Here is a 16,446-nt window from a genome sequence, read left to right on the forward strand (position 1 = left end):
CGGCGGTCGCGGGGGCACCCGGCCGCCTCGTCGCCACCCACCTGCCCGCGCCCGCGGAACACGCGCACAGGTGAGGACGCCTGACGGCGTCGCCTGACGGCGGTGTCCCCGGCGGCGCGCCGCCGCCCGGCCGGGTGCGGCACCCTCGCCGGGCTGCCGCACCGGTTCGCCCCGCGCGGCCGGTAGCACCGGTCGGGGCGTCGGACCCGGGGAGGTCAGCCGTCCCCGGGGAAGTCAGCCCTCCGACCCCGGGGGGTCGAAGCGGGCCAGGTCGCGCAGCCAGATGCGGGCCGAACTGTCGGACGGCGCGCGCCAATCGCCGCGCGGTGAGAGCGAACCACCGGCCGAGACCTTCGGCCCGTTCGGCATGGCCGAGCGCTTGAACTGCGCGAACCCGAAGAAGCGGCGGCAGAACACGTCCAGCCAGCGCCGGATCTCCGGCAGGTCGTACGCGACCCGTTCGGCCGCGGGGAAGCCCGGCGGCCAGGCACCCGCGTCGGGGTCGTGCCACGCGTGCCAGGCCAGGAAGGCGATCTTCGACGGCCGGAAGCCGTAGCGCAGCACGTGGAAGAGGGTGAAGTCGTGCAGGGCGTACGGGCCGATCTTCGACTCGGTGGACTGCATCTCCTCGCCCGGCACGAGCTCCGGGCTGATCTCGGTGTCGAGGATCGCGGCGAGCGTCCGGTCGGTGTCCTCGCCGAACTGGTGGCTGCCGATGACCCAGCGGATCAGATGCTGGATCAGCGTCTTCGGCACACCCGAGTTGACGTTGTAGTGGCTCATCTGGTCGCCCACGCCGTACGTGGACCAGCCGAGCGCCAGCTCCGACAGGTCACCGGTCCCGAGCACGATGCCGCCGCGCTGGTTGGCGAGCCGGAACAGGTAGTCGGTGCGCAGTCCGGCCTGCACGTTCTCGAAGGTGACGTCGTACACGGGCTCGCCGGAGGCGAAGGGGTGGCCCATCTCGTCCAGCATCAGCCGGGCGGTCGGCGTGATGTCCAGCTCGGCCGCCGTGACGCCGAGGGAGCGCATCAGCTCGTGCGCGTTGCCCTTGGTGTGGTCGCTGGTGGCGAAGCCGGGCAGGGTGAAGGCGAGGATGTCGCTGCGCGGGCGGCCCGCCCGGTCCATCGCGCGGGCGGCGACGATCAGCGCGTGCGTGGAGTCGAGACCGCCGGACACCCCGATGACCACCTTCGGGCCACCGATCGCCGCGAGCCGCTGCTGGAGCCCCGCGACCTGGATGTTGTACGCCTCGTAGCAGTCCTGGGCCAGCCGGTCGGGGTCCGCGGGCACGAACGGGAAGCGCTCGATGCGGCGCCGCAGACCCAGGTCGCCGGCCGGCGGGTCGAGCCGGAACGACACCGTCCGGAAATCGGCGGTGCGGGTGGTGTGGGTACGCCGGTTGTCGTCGAAGCTGCCCGTCCGGCTCCGCTCCTGCCGCAGCAGGTCGAGGTCGACGTCCGCCACGGCGAACTGGTCGTCGAGCGGGAAGCGGTCCGACTCGGCCAGCAGCGACCCGTTCTCGTAGATCATGGTCTGGCCGTCCCAGGACAGGTCGGTGGTCGACTCGCCCAGTCCGGCCGCCGCGTAGACGTACGCGGCGATGCAGCGTGAGGACGCCGAACGGCACATCAGCTTGCGGTCCTCGGCCCGGCCCACGGTGATCGGGCTGCCGGAGAGGTTGGCGAGGACGGTGGCGCCCGCCAGGGCCGCCTCGGCGCTCGGCGGCACCGGCACCCACATGTCCTCGCAGATCTCCGCGTGCAGTACGAGGCCCGGGACGTCGTCGGCGGCGAAGAGAAGGTCCACGCCGAACGGCACGGACTCACCGCCGACCCGGATCGTGCCGCCGCGCTCGTCGTCGCCCGCGGCGATCTGACGGCGTTCGTAGAACTCCCGGTAGTTCGGCGGGTACGACTTGGGTACGACACCGAGGACCCGGCCGCGGTGCACGACCACCGCGCAGTTGTAGACCCGGTTGCGGTGGCGCAGCGGGGCGCCCACGACCAGGACCGGCAGGAGTTCCGCCGACCCCGTCACCACCGCTCGGAGCGCCTCCTCGACCTGGTCGAGCAGCGCGTCCTGGAGGAGCAGGTCCTCGATCGAGTAGCCGCACAGTCCCATCTCCGGGAAGACGGCGACGGCGACACCCTCCCCGGCGCACCTGCGCGCCTGGCGCAGGACCGCCTCGGCGTTGGCGTGCGGGTCCGCGATGACGGTGTGGCCCGTGCAGGCGGCGACGCGTGCGAAGCCGTGCTGATAGAGCGACCGGAAGTTCAGAGGAGGCACCCGGCCAGTGTAATCGTCAGAGCGACGCGATGTGGTGCGGGGTGCGTGGCGGACCACCCTTCACGGCAGACGTCGGGTGCCCGGGGTGTCGGGAGGGGGCCCGGAGAACGCGCGATGCGCCCGCCTCCACTGGAGAGGCGGGCGCATCGTCCGAGAACGCCGGTCAGCGGCGGCTGAACGAGTCGACGTAGCCCGGGGCGGGGGAGCCCACACCGGTGACGTCGTCGTAGCCCTTCACGGCCTTCAGGGAGCTGTCCTTGCCGAGGCTGCGGACGGAGACGACCTGACCGTCCGCGGCGTCGAAGCCGTTCGCGAAGTCGACGCGCGCCACGGCGAGTCCGGAGCCCGTGGGGTTGTCCGTGACGTCGTGGTACGCCTTCGAACCGAACTTGGAGTAGATCGACGGGTTGGCGAAACCGATCGCCTTGCCGCCGCGCGCCTCCTGGGCGAGGGCCTGGACGGCCGCGATCACCGGAGCGGCCAGCGAGGTGCCGCCGATCCGGTACTCGCTGTACTGCTCCGTCCCGTCCGGGAAGGTCTGCGTCTGGCCGACCTTGAAACCGGTGTTGGGGTCGGCGATCGCCGAGATGTCCGGGACGACCCGGTTACCCGCGGCGTTGTTGGCCTTGGCCAGCGCGTTCGGGACGACACCCTTCTGGTAGAAGGGCTCCGCCACGGTCTTGCTGGTGCCACCGCCCGCACCCGAGGTGAACGCGCCCGGGAACCCGGTCCAGCTCTTGCCGTCCGTGGACAGCGCGGCCTTCTCGGTGCCCCAGCCGGTCTCCCACAGGTACTTGTCGCCCTTGCCGACTGCCAGCGAGGTACCGCCGACCGCCGTCACCCACGCCGAGTTGGCCGGGGTGTCGACCTGCTTCGTCCCGGTGTTGGCGACCTCGTCGCCGTTGTCACCGGAGGAGAAGTAGAAGCCGATGCCCTCGACCGCGCCGAACTGGAAGGTCTGGTCGTAGGCCGCCGCGAGGTCCGGGGTCTGGTTGGCCTCGATGTCGCCCCACGAGTTGGAGACGATGTCGGCCAGGTGCCCGTCGACGATCTTGTTGAGCGAGGCGAGCAGATCGTCGTCGTAGCAGGAGGCGGCACCCACGTACGTGATGCTCGCGTCCGGCGCGACGGCGTGCACGGCCTCGACGTCGAGGGTCTCCTCGCCGTACCAGCCCGCCGCCCCGCACTCCTCGGTCTTCGTGTACGACTTGGGCAGCACCTGACGCAGCTGGCCGCTGGTGTACGCGGCGTCGCCGTGCTTCCCGGCGTAGGTGGCCGCGTCGAACGCGATGGTCGGCGAGGCGTACGCGTCGGTGATGGCGACCCGTACGTTCTTGCCGGTGCGCTTGCCCGCTCCGTACGCCGCGCGCAGCTGCTTGCCCGTGTAACCCTGGACGGCGTACGGGATCTTCTTCCCGTACGCGTTGGGCAGGGTGCTCGCGACGTTCGAGCCGTAGTACGAGGAGAACGGCCCGGAGTTCTTGAACACCGCGTCCGGAGGCGGCAGTTGATCGGCGTGCTGTGCCTTGTGCGGCGCGTTGTCCAGGCCGGTGACGGTCAGGACGGCGCCGTTCAGGGCGGCGGGCGCGGAAGCCGTCTTCGACGGCGCCCGGTAAGTCTTCTTGCCCTTGGTGTAGTTGTGCAGCTGGGTGGCGAACGCCTTCTCGGCGGCGGCCACGTCGCCGGTCACCGAGACGTAGTGCTGCGTCGTTCCGGTGACCTTCAGGCCCGCCGACTTCAGCCAAGAGGTCACCGCGGTGACCTGGGCCTTGGTGGCGCCGAAACGTGCCTGCGCCTTCTTGGCGCTGAGGTATTTCCCGTACGAAGCCGAGTGCGGGTCGGACACGGACCTGGCGTACGCGGCCAGACCCTTGGCGTCCCGTCCGGCGAAGTACACCCGGGCCGAGACCTGGGAGCTGTCGGACGCCGCTCCCTTGTCCGCCTTGGCGGTCGCCCACGCGGGCCTGGTGCCCGCGAGGGTGTCCCGGCTCGGGCCGTCCGTGGCGTGGGCCGCGGGTATGCCGAGCGCCAGCGCACCGGCGAGCAGAGGCAGTGTCGCCGCCAAGCTCACTCCGGCGCGCGCGGTGGCGCGGTTGGATCTCATAGAACCCCCTGCGATGCGGTTCGTCGCATGTAGTGGTTGGTCGGTGATCCACGCGAGAGCCTCACGTCCTGCCGGAGCGTGAGGAATGGATCACAGATGGGGGTCACTCTTTCGGTGAACCGTTCATGCCAGGGGAATGAAAAAGCCAAGGAAAGACCAAGTGGCCGCGATTGGCGATCATTTGGGATGGTTTGGAGTGGACCCTTGCGCATAGTCAAGGGTTTTCCCTCTATCCCGTTCCGGGGTCTGTGAAGAGGTGCCCGGCTTCTGTAAGCGGATCGAGTCCCCGGGGCGTGTTGGGGGTGTGAAGGAGCTGGAGTTCGAAGAGTTCTACCGGAGCGGGCGGGACGTCTGCCTGCGGGCGGTCCTCGCCGCGGTGGGCGACCGTCAGCTGGCCGAGGACCTCGTGGCCGAGGCGTTCGCCAGGGCCTGGGCGGCCTGGCCCCGGGTCCGCGGTCACCCCGCCCCCCGCGCGTGGATCGTCAGGACGGCGCTCAACACCCGTATCTCGTGGTGGCGTCGGCGACGGCACGAGGTCGCGCTCGGCGACCACGACGGCCGGGACGGCGCGGCCATGGAGTCCGGCGGCGCCGGACTCGACCCCGCGCTGCTGGCCGTACTGCGCGAACTGCCGCGCAGACAGCGGGAGGTCGTCGCCCTGCGGGTCTTCCTCGACCTCGACACGGCGACCACGGCGAAGACCCTCGGGATCGCTCCCGGAACCGTCACCGCCCATCTGGCACGGGCCGTCGGGACACTCCGCGGCCACCTCGTCACCCTCGACACACCGGAGGCAGGATCATGAACGGAACCGACGACGACAGGGACGTCCTGGACGCGCTGAGGGGCTCCCTCGACGACATCACCATGGCGGTGCCCGTCGAGCGGATCGTGGCCGAGGGCCGCGCGGCCCGGCGGCGGCGCCGCCGGGTGGCCGTCGCGGCCGTGGGCGTCACCGCGGCCGCCGGCCTCGCGCTCGGCGCGCCGGGCTACGGCCACCCGTCCACCGCGCCGCCCACGGGCGGGAACACCGAGGCCGTCGCGTTCACCGTCGCCAAGCGCTCGGACGGCACGGTCGCGGTGACCTGGACCAAGGAGCAGTACTTCAAGAACCCGGCGGGACTCCAGAAGGCGCTGCGCGCGGCGGGATTCCCCGTCCTCGTGAAGACCGGGGTGTTCTGCAAGGGCCCGGACGACCACACACAGGTCGACAAGCACGGCTCCGGACCAGGGGTCGACAAGGTCGTCGAGCGGGAGCGGCGCGGCGACGGCACCGTCGTCTTCATCTACGACCCGGCGGCCATGCCGGCCCACACCCAGCTCTTCATCGGCTACCTGAACAAGGCCCAGCTCGCCGTCACCCACGGCCGGCCCGGCTCGATGGAACGGCTCGTACCGACCGGCGTCACCCTGAAGTGCGGTACGGACTGGCGCGGTTGACCATGCGGCGGAGGGGGTGAACGGGTCCGGGGCGCTGCCCCGGACCCGTTCCACATCCCGGCGCGCAGACCGGCCGGGTCCTAGTCGCGCGCCTTCGCGCCCCGCTCCTTCAGCATGTCCGCCATCAGTTTGATCTCCGACTGCTGGGCGGCGACCATGCCCTGCGCGAGCCGCTTCTCCACGCCGACGGTGCACTTGGCGACACAGCCCTCGGCCATGTGGACACCGCCCTTGTGGTGGTCGGTCATCAGCTGGAGGTAGAAGACCTCGGCCTGCTTCCCGTTGAGCGCCCCGAGCCGCTTCATCTCGGTGTCGGTGGCCATGCCCGGCATCAGCGAGCCGTCCTCGCCGGACGCCATGTCACCCATGCCCATCCAGGTCATCGGCGCGTCCGAGGAAACCTTCGGCAGCTCCCACAGGTCGAGCCAGCCGAGCAGCATGCCGCGCTGATTGGCCTGCGTCTGCGCGATGTCGTACGCGAGACGCCGTACCTCCACGTCCTTGGTGCGGTCCCGCACGATGTACGACATCTCGACGGCCTGCTGGTGGTGGACCGCCATGTCCCGGGCGAAGCCCGCGTCCGCCGAGTCCGCGGCGGGCGCCCGGGTCCCGGAGTCGTCGCCGGCGGCGACCGCGTACGTGATCGTTCCGGCCGCGACGAGCACGGCCGCCGCGGCGCCCGCGATCCACCCGACGTGCCTCACTGGGACAGACCGTTGGTGCAGGCCGCGCCCGGCTCGGGCGTCTGCTTGCCCTGGACGAACTCGGAGAAGAACGCGTCGACGTTCTTGTCGCCCGCGCCGGTCACCGTGCGCTGCTTGCCCCAGGCGCTCAGCATGATCGGGTCCTTCTGGTCCTCGACCGGGCTCATCAGCGTGTACGGGGTCTTCTTGACCTTCGCCGCGAGCGCCTTCACATCGGCGTCGGACGCCTTGCTGTTGTACGTCACCCAGACCGCGCCGTGCTCCAGGGAGTGCACGGCGTTCATGTTGTTGACCGCCTTGGCGTAGACGTCGCCGTTGCAGTTCATCCAGACCTGGTTGTGGTCACCGCCGACCGGCGGCTCCATCGGGTACGTCACGGTCTTCGCGACGTGGTTGCGCGCCAGCGTGCCCTTCCAGGTCTTCACCCCGTCCGTGCCCGTGACGAAGTGCCCCGACGCCGCCTTCGAGTCGCTCGCCGTGTCCTTCTTGCCGTCGTCCGACTGCGACCGGACAAGCACGACACCACCGGCGACGAGACCGGCGACGACGACCGCACTGGCCGCTACCACGAGGATCCGGTTACGCCGGTCACGGGCGCGCTCGGCACGGCGCAGCTCCTCGATGCGCGCCTTGCGCGATCCGGTGCTGGTGTTCTTGGCGGAACCCATGGTGAGTCCTTATCGGGATGGGACGGTCGGGTTCGCCGATCGTAATCGGGAAGGGAGGGTCGTCGGCAAGAAGGGCACGGGATTGGCCGAAGAAGGGGGTGGCGGACGCGGGCGGGGTGCGCTCCGACGGCGGTCGGCCGGAGCGTGTCCGACGGGGCCGGCCAGAAAATTTGAACCGAAGATGCGCATTACCTACGCTGTCGGTATGCGGTTGCTGCGCTCCACCGACCTGGCCCTTCGCGTCCTGATGCGACTGGCCGTCGCCGACGACTCGACGCCCACCACGCGCGAGGTCGCGGACGACATGCGGGTCCCCTACACGCACGCCGCCAAGGTCGTCGCCGAACTCCAGCACCTCGGGCTGCTCGATGCCCGGCGCGGCAGGGGAGGCGGTCTCACGCTCACCGGGAAGGGGCGCGGCGCCTCCGTCGGCGCGATCGTGCGCTCCTTCGAAGGCGAAGGCGACGTCGTCGAATGCGAGGGGGCCACGCCGTGCCCGCTCATCTCCGCATGCCGGCTGCGGGGTGCACTGCGACGGGCCCAGGAGGCCTTCTACGCCTCTCTGGACCCGCTGACCATCGCCGACGTCGTGGCCGAGCCGACGGGGCCCGTGCTGCTCGGCATCAGCCGCAGGCCTTAGCGGCCCGGCCTGCCGGTCGGGTCGTTCCCGCTTCCCTGCGGGCTGCTGCGCCCCGCTCCGTCCTCGGCCGGGCTGGTGATCGGGCCGGGTTGGTCGAGCCGGGCTCGGCCTGGCTCGGCTACGGGCCTGGCTACGCCATCTGCCCGGGTTTGCCTCCGGCCCGGCTCCGCTATCGGCCCGGCTCAGCGCCTTGCACCGCTACCTGCCCGGTTTTGCCTCGGCGCCCGGCTCCGTCTCCGGCGGGTTTTTCCTCTGGCCCGCTCCGCCTCCGGCCCGGGGCGGGCTCCATGGCCGTGCTCGCCATACCGGCGCGGCGCGCGGGCATGGAGAGGGCGGCGCGGCGCGGGCGGCACGTCCGGTCAGGACTGGGTGTCCGCGGCTTTCATGGAGCTGACGGCGTCCGCGATCGTGCTGCGGTACAGGCCCAGCTTCGGCTTCAGTACGAGCGCGCCCGAGCCGAGAGGGAAGTTGTGCGTGTCGGCGTTGGGCATGTGGTCGCCGTCGGCCAGGACGTTCAGCTCGTCGATACCGGAGACGGTGCCGGTGGTCGCCCCGCTGGGGTCGACGTCGATGACGGCGTAGGCGGTCTGTCCTGCGTACACCGGGTAGGCGGGGGCCCCGCCGAGCCCGCTCGGGATCAGGGGCTTGACGTTCTTGCCGCCCTGGGCGCTCGCCTGGTCGAGGTAGACCCGCGGGTAGTAGCTCAGCCCGCAGGAGCTCGCGCCGTTGTTGCGTACGGCGATCACGCGCTGGCTGGACGCGCCGTCCCTGGTGGTCACGTTCACCGAGACCTGCCCGCCGGAGCACGGGTGCTTGTATGCGTAGCTGTCGCTGGTCGCGTTGCCACCGCCGGCACCCGTGGTGGTTCCGGAGCCCGAGCCCGACTTCGAGCCCGAGGCCGACTTCGAGCCCGAACCGGTCGAGCTCTTCGAGGTGGAGGAACCGCCCGTGGTGCCGGTCGTGCTGCCGGTGTTCGCCGCGGATGCCGTCGCGGAGGCGTCCTGCGCGGTGCCGCCGGTCTCCGGGCCCGAGGACTTCGTACCGGATCCGTCGGGCCCGCAGGCGGTGAGGGCCAGGGCGAGCAGGGCCGTGGTCGTGGCGGTGAGGAGCGTGGTGCGGTTACGGATGGTGCTCACGATGGATCCCCCGAGGTGTGTGCGGCGAACGCCGGGTCATGTGGCGCGCCGTCCCTGAACTGCTGACATGCATCAGTCTTGGGTCTGCCGCTCACGTCACGCTGACGTCGCGCTGCCGTGCCGCTGACGTCCTCGTTGTGACCGTGCGCACACGGTTGTCGGCGGGCACCGGCGACCGGGTGCGACGCTCCCGCGTACCGCCGCCTGGTACTGCCGCCTGTTCGGCGAGGGGGAGCGGGGCCCGGTGCGTACCGGACCCCGCTCCCCCTCGCCCCGACGGGCCGCCCGACAGGTCCTGGCTAGGCCTGGGCCAGCCAGAGGTCCGGTCCGAACACCTCGTAGTGGATGTCGGAGGCGGGCACGCCCTTGTCGAGGAGCTGGGCCCGTACCGCGCGCATGAAGGGCAGCGGGCCGCACAGGTAGGCGTGCGTGCCCGGCCGCACGGTGACTCCGGAGAGGTCGACCAGACCGGTCCGCTCGGCGGGGTGGCCCGGCTCGGCCCGCTCGTACCAGAAGTGGGCCTCCGCGTCGGCGAGCTTGCCCGCGAACGCCTCGTGGTCGGCGCGCAGCGCGTGCTCGGCGGGGGAGCGGTCGGCGTGCACCACGGTGACGGGGGCCTTGTGGCCGGAGATCGTGAGCTGCTCCAGCATGGCGATCACCGGAGTCACGCCGATACCCGCGGAGGCGAGGAGGAGGGGGGCGTCCGTGTCGTCGAGGACCAGGTCGCCGTACGGCGCGGAGACCTCCAGGACGCTGCCCTCGCGGACGTGGGCGTGCAGATGGTTGGAGACCTCGCCCTCGGGGCTCGGCATGCCGGCGTTCTCGTCCGCGCGCACCCGCTTGACGCTGATCTGGCGGACCGGGGAACCGGGCGCGCTGGAGAGGCTGTACTGACGTATCTGGCGGGCGCCGTCCGGGAGTTCCACGCCCACGGAGACGTACTGGCCCGCACGGAAGTCCGGCAGGGCTCCGCCGTCGGCCGGGCGGATGTGGAAGGTGGCGACGTCGGCGGTCTCCTCGACGCGCCCGGTGACCACCCAGGGGTGCAGGGCCCCGTCGTCCGCGTTCTCGTCGTACAGGCGCTTCTCGATGGCGATCAGGGCGTTCGCCATGAGCCAGTAGACCTCGTCCCAGGCGGCGGCGACCTCCGCGGTGACCGCGTCGCCGAGCACCTCGACGATGGCGGCGAAGAGGTGCTCGTGCACGACCTTGTACTGCTCGGGCGCGACGCCCAGGGAGGCGTGCTTGTGGGCGATGCGGCTCAGCATCGCGTCGGGCCGCTCGTCGGGGTGTTCGACCAGATAGGTGGCGAAGGCGGCGATGGATCCCGCCAGGGCCTGACGCTGGGTGCCCGCGGCCTGGTTGCCGCGGTTGAACAGGTCACGGAGCAGTTCGGGGTGGGCGGTGAACAGTCCGGCGTAGAAGCGCTCGGTGATCTCGCCGATGGCGGCGCCGACCACGGGGAGGGTCGCGCGCACGGTGGAGGCGGATTGTTCGGACAGCATCGAGACTCCTCAAAGCCAGGGCGGGAACGGAGGGTTGCGCCCCCTATCTGTCCCGCACACTAATAAAACTTGCATCTGAGATGCAAATTAAAGCCCCTGTGGCGAGAGCGTGTGGCGAGAGAGTGCCGGTCGGCTCTTACGGGTGCGCGTGTGAGCAGGCAGTATGTGCGGCAGAGCAGGACACCTGCCGTACGCGAGGCGTTCAGACCGAGGTCGCCCGGCCGATCATGGTCCGCAACGCGCATGAAATGGTGTTGTGGTGGGATGCTCAGGTGCGCCGATCGTCTTCGAGGCGTGGGAGCAGGCGGCCTGACCAGCAAGGATGGGTGGAAGCGGAAGATGGACAAGCAGCAGGAGTTCGTGCTCCGGACACTGGAGGAGCGTGACATCCGGTTCGTACGTCTGTGGTTCACGGACGTACTCGGCTTCCTCAAGTCGGTGGCAGTGGCCCCGGCGGAGCTGGAACAGGCCTTCGACGAGGGCATCGGCTTCGACGGCTCGGCCATCGAGGGCTTCGCCCGCGTATACGAGTCGGACATGATCGCCAAGCCGGACCCGTCCACCTTCCAGGTGCTGCCCTGGCGCGCCGAGGCCCCCGGCACGGCCCGGATGTTCTGCGACATCCTGATGCCGGACGGCTCCCCGTCCTTCGCGGACCCGCGCTATGTCCTCAAGCGCGCCCTCGCCAAGACCTCGGATCTGGGCTTCACCTTCTACACCCACCCCGAGATCGAGTTCTTCCTGCTGAAGGACCGTCCGCTGGACGGCTCGCGGCCCACCCCCGCCGACAATTCCGGCTACTTCGACCACACCCCGCAGAACGTCGGCCAGGACTTCCGGCGCCAGGCCATCACGATGCTGGAGTCGATGGGCATCTCGGTCGAGTTCAGCCACCACGAGGGCGCCCCCGGCCAGCAGGAGATCGACCTGCGCTACGCCGACGCGCTCTCCACGGCCGACAACATCATGACCTTCCGGCTGATCATGAAGCAGGTCGCGCTGGAGCAGGGTGTCCAGGCCACCTTCATGCCGAAGCCGTTCTCGGAGTACCCGGGCAGCGGTATGCACACGCACCTCTCGCTCTTCGAGGGCGACCGCAACGCGTTCTACGAGTCCGGCTCGGAGTACCAGCTCTCCAAGGTCGGCCGCTCCTTCATCGCCGGCCTCCTGAAGCACGCCGCGGAGATCTCCGCCGTCACCAACCAGTGGGTCAACTCCTACAAGCGCATCTGGGGCGGCTCGGAGCGCACCGCGGGCGCCGGCGGCGAGGCCCCGTCGTACATCTGCTGGGGCCACAACAACCGCTCGGCCCTCGTCCGCGTGCCGATGTACAAGCCCGGCAAGACCGGCTCGGCGCGGGTCGAGGTCCGCTCGATCGACTCCGGCGCGAACCCGTACCTCGCGTACGCGCTGCTCCTGGCCGCGGGCCTGAAGGGCATCGAGGAGGGTTACGAGCTCCCGCCGGGCGCCGACGACGACGTCTGGGCCCTGTCCGACGCCGAGCGCCGGGCCATGGGCATCGAGCCCCTCCCGCAGAACCTCGGCGAGGCCCTGGCCCTCATGCAGCGCAGCGAACTCGTCGCCGAGACCCTCGGCGAGCACGTCTTCGACTTCTTCCTGCGCAACAAGAAGGCGGAGTGGGAGGAGTACCGCTCCGAGGTCACCGCCTTCGAGCTGCGGAAGAACCTGCCGGTGCTGTAGGCGCGGGTCGGAGCGGATTTCCTGCTGATTCGGCGGATGGGGCCGACGGTCGCGGACCGTCGGCCCCGGCGTGTTTCACGGCCCTGGGCCGCGTCCTTGTCACCGCGGGCGACACGCCTGTCGTGGTGACCGGCGCCCTGCGCGACGCGAGCACGGCCGGTGCCGATGGTTTTGTGAACGGCCGCGGGCCCGGACCGCTCGTCGCGGTCCGGGCCCGCGGCCTGTTCGCCGCCCTGGCGTCGTCAGACGGTGGGGACTCCGCCGACGCTCGGCACCTCGGACAGCGCCTTCTTGATGGTGACCTTCGCGAGGTAGCCGGCGCCGAAGAATATGCACTGGACGACGTACCAGAACTTCTCGGCCCCGGTCATCTCGACCAGCCCGTACTCGCTCAGCGCCTTCTTGACCGGGACCTTCTGCATGTAGGCGGCACCGAAGTAGATGCAACCGAGGATGTACCAGAACTTCTCCGCCGAGGTGGTGGAGCCCTGTCCGAGGTACTGACGTTCTGCCATGACGTTCTCTGCCTTCCGATGACCATGGACCCGGGGAAACGCGCCGATCCGGTCCCTTGCGGGCAGCCTCGGGCAGCAGTCGCGCACAGGCGCGGACGCCTGACGGCATGCTGAAGCACGAGTTGAGATGGCGTGGGTGATGCGCACTTGTCACGGTGCCGGCCGTCATGACGGCCGGCCGCCCCCCGGATGTGCAAGCCGCAGCATAGGGCAAGAGCCCTTGATCGTCACCTCGGATATACCGAAGTCAGAGGCACAGTTCGGAGTCGAGCGGCGATGGCTTCCGCGTGTTCGCCGACGCCGTGTCCGAGGCCGGCCCCACGGCGTTTTCGGCCCGGCCTCCTGGCGCGGAGCCGTGGTCCGAAGCCGTGGCCCGGAGCCGTGGGGTTGGCCGCCGTCCGCGGGATCGTCCGGGGGTGCGTCCCTACCGCACGTACGCGGGAGACACCGCCGCGGTGCTGACGCGCCGTGGCTTTCCCGTGCCGTCGGGCGGGAGGGTCCAGAGGTCGGCTCCGTAGTCGCCGGGGAGGGCGTAGACGAGGGTGTGGTCGTCGCGCCAGACCACCTGGTCGTCGACGCTGCGTGGCTCGGTGAGCGGGGTCTCGCGCCCGGTGCGCAGATCGAGGACGTAAAGATGCCAAGGGGCGTCCTTGGGAAGGCCCTTGACGCGCTTCTTGAACGCGATACGGGTGCCGTCGGGGGAGAGGGACGGGCATTCGACGTTCGTGCGCAGGGTGGTGACGGTGCGGGTGACCAGGTCGCCGCGGACCAGGTGGGTCGTGCCGTGCGTGGCCATCGTCGCGTAGAACGTGCGGTCGTCGCCCGCGAACGTCACGCCCCAGAAGTTGACGTCGGCCGCGTGGTAGGTCCTGCCGTCCTTCAGCACGCGGTACTCCTCCAGTGACGACGTCAGCTTCCCCGTGCGGGTGTCGACGATCGCCGCCCGGGTCGAGAAGTTCGTGCCCGCGTAGGAGTCGCCGCCCACGAACGCCGTCCACGCGGCGTACCGACCGCTGGGCGAGACGCGCGCGCGGGACGGGATGCCGGGCACGTCGTAGCGGGCCCTGACGTGCAGAGTGGCGTCGAGGATCACCGCCCGGTAGGTGTCCTGGACCGTGCCGTGCACCGTCTGAAGGCACACCCCGGTGCCCGAAGCGGCGTAGAAGCGCAGGCACTTGACCTGGGACGCCGTGCGCGGGCCCGACGGGTCGGACGCCGGGACGGACGTCAGCTCGTCGCGGTGCGGGCCCCACGCCATGTTGCGGAAGACCAGCCGCCGGGAGTCGGTCAGGGAGACGGTCCCCGCGGTGATCCGCGGGCCGCCCGGCCGGGCCTGGTTCCGGCGCTCCGCGCGGGCCGAGGCGTGCAGCACGGAGGCCGTCGCGACGCCCGCCAGGACGACCAGGGCGCAGACCAGGACCAGGATGCGGGTTCGCAGTGTCATGCGGGGCCTTCTGAGGGGGTGCGGCGGACGGGGCGCAGGCTCATCGAGAAGAGGGCGCACAGGGCGAGTGCCACGGCCGACGCCGTGAGTGCCGTACGGTCGCCCCACGCCGTCCAGGCCGCGCCGAAGGCGAGCGAGCAGACGAAACGGGCCAGCGCCTGACCCGTCTGGACCAGCGCGAGCCCGGACGACCGCAGTTCCTCCGGCACGCTGTCCGAGGCCGCGGCCATGAGAACCCCGTCCGTCGCCGCGTAGAAGCCGCCGTGCAGGAACAGGACGGCGAACGGCAGCGCCGTGTCGTGCCAGGACGTGAGCAGCAGGGCGTACGCGAGGAGCAGCGCGCCGTGGCCGGCCAGGAACACCCGCCAGCGGCCGGCCCGGTCCGCGAGCCGGCCGAGCGGGACGGCCAGCAGCAGGAACGCAGCGGCCGTGCCGACGGGCAGCAGCGCGAACCAGCGGTCCGGCACCCCGAGCCTGCGCTGGAGCAGCAGGAACACGAACGAGTCGCTGACCGTGGCGAGGCCGAGCAGCAGCGCGCAGAGCGCGATACCGCGCAACTCCGGCCGGCGCAGGAGGGCCAGGGCGGCGCGCAGGGTGGGGCGCGGAGCGGCGGGGGCGGCGGAGGCGACCGGGCCGTCCGTCACAGCCGTACGCGTGGCCCGCGCGGCCGGACCGCCCGGCACGAACAGCACCAGGACCAGGACGCCCACCACGGCCACGCAGAAGCTCACCATGAACACCGCGTCGTAGCCGTCGACGGTCGCCCGCAGGATCAGGAAGGCGGCCAGCGGTCCCAGCAGGGCGCCCGCCGTGTCCATCGCGCGATGGACGCCGAAGGCCCGGCCGCGGGTCTCCGGGGTGCTGGACAGGGAGATCAGGGCGTCGCGCGGGGCGGTGCGCAGGCCCTTGCCGGTGCGGTCGGCGGCGAGGACGAGGCCGATCGGGGTCAGGGTCTGTGCCACCAGGAGCAGGGGTTTGCAGGCGGCCGAGAGGGCGTACCCGGCACCCGCCACCCACTTGTGGCGGCCGCCGCCCCGGTCGGCGAGATGCCCCCCGGCCAGGCGGACCAGCGCCGAGAAGCCGTTGTAGATCCCGTCGAGAAGTCCGAAACCGAGGGGGGACAGGCCGAGGCCCGTCACCAGGTACAGGGGCAGGACCGCCGTCACCATCTCCGAGGAGACGTCGGTGATCAGGCTGACCGTGCCGAGTGCCAGCACCGTGGGAGCGATCGCGGCGACGCGCCGCCCGGCTCGGGGCCGGGCGGCGCTTTCCGCGGACGCCGCCGGAGTCTTGGGTGTACTGGCGCGGCTGTCCGCTACGTACATGTCAGGACGTCCAGATGCCCGTGATGTCCTTGCCGGAGGCCGCGTTGCCGGCGTGCGTGAGGCCGTGCATGTCCTCCAGCGTGCGCAGCAGGTCGTAGTGGTTGTAGGTGGTGGTGGAGGAGGAACCCGCGGTCACCTGCTGGCCGTACAGAACCGTCGGGATCTTGTTGCCCGCGAGCCGGTTGTCCTCGTCGAAGGTGACGACGAGCAGGCTGTTGTGGGTCTTGGCCCAGGTGGCGTAGGCGCTCAGGTTGTTCTTCAGCCAGGTGTCACCGGTGGACACCGAGCAGTCGTGCATGTCGCTGCACAGGTTCGGGACGACGAAGGAGACCTGCGGAAGCGTCGTGTAGTCCGTCGGGAACTGGGCGAACGTCCTGGCGCTGGACGTCGGTACGTTGCTGAAGCCGAACCAGGGGTTGTGCTTGCGGGCGTAGTTCCCGCTGCTGCACGTGGTCGAACCCTGGCTGGGCAGCGTCTCGTTGTAGCTGCCCCAGGTCTTGCCCGCGGCGATCAGCTCGGAGGCGAGGTTGGGGGCGGAGGAGAAGCCGGGCGTGTAGCAGCTGTCGTCCGTGATGCCCTGGGTGGAGCCGGAGAACAGGGCGAAATAGTTGGGCTGGCTCGGGTGCGTCTCGGCGTACGACTGGGAGAGGTTGGCCCCGCCGGTCTTGAGCGAGTTGATGTACGGGGCGCTCGAGGAGCCGATCACCTGGCTGTACGCGTGGTTCTCGAAGACCACGACCACGACGTGGTCCGGGGTCGGGACCGCGGCCGCGGCGTGCGCGGGGGCCGAACCGGCGAACCCGGTCCACAGCCCGACCGCGGCCGCGGTGAAGGCGAGGGCGGATGCCACGACGGCACGACCGCGGATGTACACGTTTCTGCCGGACACTTCAGACCTCCGGTGGGGGGAGAGGCGACGGTGGCGGTGCAGACAGAGCATGCACACGCCAACATTCCCCGGGCTCACATCCCTCA

General features: G+C 70.7%; 14 protein-coding genes. 4 read left to right on the forward strand and 10 right to left on the reverse strand.

Features of this window, described 5'->3' with window-relative positions; translation table 11 throughout:
- Nucleotides 1–234 precede the first annotated feature (234 nt).
- The gene (locus N4G66_RS35750) at nt 235–2,280 is read right to left on the reverse strand and encodes an NAD(+) synthase (RefSeq protein WP_391858943.1); all 2,046 of its coding nucleotides are present in this window, start codon (nt 2,278–2,280) and stop codon (nt 235–237) included.
- A gap of 172 nt (nt 2,281–2,452) precedes the next feature.
- On the reverse strand, nt 2,453–4,393 hold the full coding sequence (locus N4G66_RS35755) for a S53 family peptidase (RefSeq protein ID WP_261708467.1): 1,941 nt from the start codon (nt 4,391–4,393) through the stop codon (nt 2,453–2,455).
- Between the two features lie 304 nt (nt 4,394–4,697).
- On the opposite strand from N4G66_RS35755, the gene N4G66_RS35760 reads away from it, so the two are divergent.
- Together N4G66_RS35760 and N4G66_RS35765 are read left to right on the forward strand one after the other, a co-directional pair.
- A complete protein-coding gene (locus N4G66_RS35760) occupies nt 4,698–5,198 on the forward strand; it encodes a sigma-70 family RNA polymerase sigma factor (RefSeq protein WP_261708468.1) in 501 nt (166 codons plus the stop codon).
- Nucleotides 5,195–5,833, forward strand: a complete 639-nt coding sequence (locus N4G66_RS35765; protein ID WP_261708469.1) for a hypothetical protein — start codon at nt 5,195–5,197, stop codon at nt 5,831–5,833. Before N4G66_RS35760 ends, N4G66_RS35765 begins: the two co-directional genes overlap by 4 nt.
- A gap of 80 nt (nt 5,834–5,913) precedes the next feature.
- Here the strand turns inward: N4G66_RS35765 and N4G66_RS35770 are convergent, their stop codons facing one another.
- Together N4G66_RS35770 and N4G66_RS35775 are read right to left on the reverse strand one after the other, a co-directional pair.
- Nucleotides 5,914–6,537 (reverse strand): DUF305 domain-containing protein, encoded by a 624-nt coding sequence (locus tag N4G66_RS35770; protein ID WP_261708470.1) that lies wholly within the window; start codon nt 6,535–6,537, stop codon nt 5,914–5,916.
- Nucleotides 6,534–7,205, reverse strand: a complete 672-nt coding sequence (locus N4G66_RS35775; RefSeq protein WP_261708471.1) for a DUF3105 domain-containing protein — start codon at nt 7,203–7,205, stop codon at nt 6,534–6,536. Before N4G66_RS35775 ends, N4G66_RS35770 begins: the two co-directional genes overlap by 4 nt.
- A gap of 205 nt (nt 7,206–7,410) precedes the next feature.
- Between N4G66_RS35775 and N4G66_RS35780 the strand changes: the two genes are divergently transcribed.
- On the forward strand, nt 7,411–7,845 hold the full coding sequence (locus N4G66_RS35780; protein ID WP_261708524.1) for an RrF2 family transcriptional regulator: 435 nt from the start codon (nt 7,411–7,413) through the stop codon (nt 7,843–7,845).
- A gap of 359 nt (nt 7,846–8,204) precedes the next feature.
- On the opposite strand, the gene N4G66_RS35785 is transcribed toward N4G66_RS35780, so the two are convergent.
- Together N4G66_RS35785 and N4G66_RS35790 are read right to left on the reverse strand one after the other, a co-directional pair.
- Entirely contained in the window at nt 8,205–8,981 is a 777-nt protein-coding gene (locus N4G66_RS35785) for a DUF4232 domain-containing protein (RefSeq protein WP_261708472.1), read from the reverse strand.
- Nucleotides 8,982–9,280: 299 nt separating this feature from the next.
- Nucleotides 9,281–10,486, reverse strand: coding sequence for a globin domain-containing protein (locus tag N4G66_RS35790; RefSeq protein WP_261708473.1), 1,206 nt, complete (start codon nt 10,484–10,486; stop codon nt 9,281–9,283).
- A 339-nt stretch (nt 10,487–10,825) separates the two neighbouring features.
- On the opposite strand from N4G66_RS35790, the gene glnA reads away from it, so the two are divergent.
- Nucleotides 10,826–12,187 (forward strand): type I glutamate--ammonia ligase, encoded by a 1,362-nt coding sequence (glnA, locus tag N4G66_RS35795; RefSeq protein WP_261708474.1) that lies wholly within the window; start codon nt 10,826–10,828, stop codon nt 12,185–12,187.
- 242 nt (nt 12,188–12,429) lie between these two features.
- On the opposite strand, the gene N4G66_RS35800 is transcribed toward glnA, so the two are convergent.
- From N4G66_RS35800 to N4G66_RS35815, 4 genes are all read right to left on the reverse strand, one after another.
- A complete protein-coding gene (locus N4G66_RS35800) occupies nt 12,430–12,702 on the reverse strand; it encodes a hypothetical protein (RefSeq protein ID WP_261708475.1) in 273 nt (90 codons plus the stop codon).
- Nucleotides 12,703–13,126: 424 nt separating this feature from the next.
- A complete protein-coding gene (locus N4G66_RS35805; RefSeq protein ID WP_261708476.1) occupies nt 13,127–14,146 on the reverse strand; it encodes a TolB family protein in 1,020 nt (339 codons plus the stop codon).
- Complete coding sequence (locus N4G66_RS35810; protein ID WP_261708477.1) at nt 14,143–15,471, reverse strand: MFS transporter; 1,329 nt, start codon at nt 15,469–15,471, stop codon at nt 14,143–14,145. The genes N4G66_RS35805 and N4G66_RS35810 overlap by 4 nt, the downstream gene beginning before the upstream one ends.
- Before the next feature lies 1 nt (nt 15,472).
- Complete coding sequence (locus N4G66_RS35815) at nt 15,473–16,360, reverse strand: alkaline phosphatase family protein (RefSeq protein WP_261708478.1); 888 nt, start codon at nt 16,358–16,360, stop codon at nt 15,473–15,475.
- Between the last annotated feature and the right edge of the window lie 86 nt (nt 16,361–16,446).

Origin of the sequence: Streptomyces rhizosphaerihabitans (assembly GCF_025399795.1) — a bacterium.
GTDB lineage: Bacteria > Actinomycetota > Actinomycetes > Streptomycetales > Streptomycetaceae > Streptomyces > Streptomyces rhizosphaerihabitans.

Bases quoted from the DNA above. Each gene is read 5' to 3' on its own strand.
- N4G66_RS35780 (WP_261708524.1), top strand. From the start codon at position 7,411: ATGCGGTTGCTGCGCTCCACCGACCTGGCCCTTCGCGTCCTGATGCGA.
- N4G66_RS35775 (WP_261708471.1), bottom strand. From the start codon at position 7,205: ATGGGTTCCGCCAAGAACACCAGCACCGGATCGCGCAAGGCGCGCATC.
- N4G66_RS35800 (WP_261708475.1), bottom strand. From the start codon at position 12,702: ATGGCAGAACGTCAGTACCTCGGACAGGGCTCCACCACCTCGGCGGAG.
- glnA (WP_261708474.1), top strand. From the start codon at position 10,826: ATGGACAAGCAGCAGGAGTTCGTGCTCCGGACACTGGAGGAGCGTGAC.
- N4G66_RS35755 (WP_261708467.1), bottom strand. From the start codon at position 4,393: ATGAGATCCAACCGCGCCACCGCGCGCGCCGGAGTGAGCTTGGCGGCG.
- N4G66_RS35810 (WP_261708477.1), bottom strand. From the start codon at position 15,471: ATGTACGTAGCGGACAGCCGCGCCAGTACACCCAAGACTCCGGCGGCG.
- N4G66_RS35765 (WP_261708469.1), top strand. From the start codon at position 5,195: ATGAACGGAACCGACGACGACAGGGACGTCCTGGACGCGCTGAGGGGC.
- N4G66_RS35805 (WP_261708476.1), bottom strand. From the start codon at position 14,146: ATGACACTGCGAACCCGCATCCTGGTCCTGGTCTGCGCCCTGGTCGTC.
- N4G66_RS35790 (WP_261708473.1), bottom strand. From the start codon at position 10,486: ATGCTGTCCGAACAATCCGCCTCCACCGTGCGCGCGACCCTCCCCGTG.